Here is a 1,523-nt window from a genome sequence, read left to right as displayed (position 1 = left end):
CTCGTCGACCAGCGCGCCGGCAAGCGGCTCTTCCTCTGGGTCCACATCTACGATCCGCACGACCCGTACGAGCCGCCGTCGCCGTTCAAGGAGCGGTACGCCTCCGACCTCTACCAGGGCGAGATCGCCTACGCCGACTCGGTCCTCGCGCGGCTGGAGACCGAGCTGCGGAAGAAGCTCGGCGACGAGTCGCTGCTCGTCGCCGTCGTCGGCGACCACGGCGAGGGGCTCGGCGAGCACGGCGAGCCGACGCACGGCTTCCTGCTCTACGAGCCGACGCTCCGCGTGCCGCTGATCCTCTCCGGCCCGCGGGTGCCGCGCGGCAAGGTCCTCGGCGGCCCCGCGCAGACGGTCGACCTCTTCCCGACGCTGCTCAAGCTGCTCGACGTCCCGGTCCCGTCGGGGCTCGACGGCGCGCCGCTCGCCTTCGACGGCAAGCCGGATCCCGCGCGCCGCGTCTACTACGAGACCGAGCTGCCGTGGCGGAACTTCGGCTGGAGCCCGATGTACGGCGCCACCGACGGCCGCTTCAAGTTCATCGACTCCCCGCGCGCCGAGCTGTTCGACCTCGACCGCGATCCGCGCGAGACGGTCAACCAGCTCAAGGAGCGCGCGGCGGAGGCCAACGACCTCGGCGGCTTCATCTCGCGCCAGCGGGGCGGCAAGGGGCTGCCGAGCGTCGCCCCCGGCGCGCCGATCGACCCGCAGCTCCAGAGCCTGGGCTACGTCGGCTTCGTCGATCCGGCGTCGGCCAAGGGGGCGCTCGCCGACCCGAAGGACAAGCTCGAGGACTACACGCTCTTCGCCGAGGCGGCGCGCTGGCTGGAGAAGGGGGAGCCGCTCAAGGCGCTCCCGATGCTGGACAAGCTGCTCAAGGACGGGGACGCCCCGGGCGTCCATCTCGAGCGCGCGATCGCGCTCCGCATGGCGGGGCGGATCGACGACGCGGCGAAGGAGCTGGGCGGGATCGCGCCGGGGAACGAGGACATGCCGGGCGTCCAGTTCGAATGGGGGCGGATCCACGTCGCCAGGCAGCAGTGGCGGCAGGCCGCGGCGGCGTTCGACCGGCACCTCCGCCTTTCGCCGACCGACTCCGAGGCGCTGATGCTCCGCGGCGCGGCCCGCGAGAACCTGAACGACGCCGCCGGCGCGGAGGCCGACTACCGCGCGGCGCTGGCCGAGAACCCGCTCTTCAGCGGCGCGACGCTGCGTCTCGCGGTCCTGATGGCCGACCACGGCCGCGCCGGCGAGGCGCGCGAGCTCCTGACCAACTACCTGCGGCGGGCGCCCGGGGACGACACGGCGCGCGGGCTGCTCGGCGCGCTGCCGGAGGGACGATGATCGGTCCGGTGCGGCACACGACGGGCGGCAAGGAACGGCGGGAGATCCGCGCCGCGCTCCACGGCGAACGCCCCGCGGTCCAGGTCGGGAAGAACGGCGTGGACGAGGCGCTGGTCGCGTCGGCGGAGCAGGCGCTCGCCGCCCGCGAGGCGATCAAGGTCCGGGTCGGCGGCGGCTGCCCG

Annotated in this window: 2 protein-coding genes; both read left to right on the top strand. The window is 74.0% G+C overall.

The genetic code is table 11. The annotated features are described in order from the left end of the window. Positions 1 to 1,341 (top strand): sulfatase-like hydrolase/transferase (locus tag LLG88_04135; GenBank protein ID MCE5246094.1); only part of this gene is annotated, 1,341 nt, incomplete at its 5' end. Continuing rightward, a partial coding sequence (locus LLG88_04130) for a YhbY family RNA-binding protein (GenBank protein MCE5246093.1) occupies positions 1,338 to 1,523 on the top strand: 186 nt, incomplete at its 3' end. The genes LLG88_04135 and LLG88_04130, both read left to right, overlap by 4 nt.

Source organism: bacterium (assembly GCA_021372775.1).
In the GTDB taxonomy this organism is placed as follows: Bacteria; Acidobacteriota; Polarisedimenticolia; order J045; family J045; genus JAJFTU01.
This window is presented reverse-complemented; position numbering and strand designations above follow the sequence as displayed.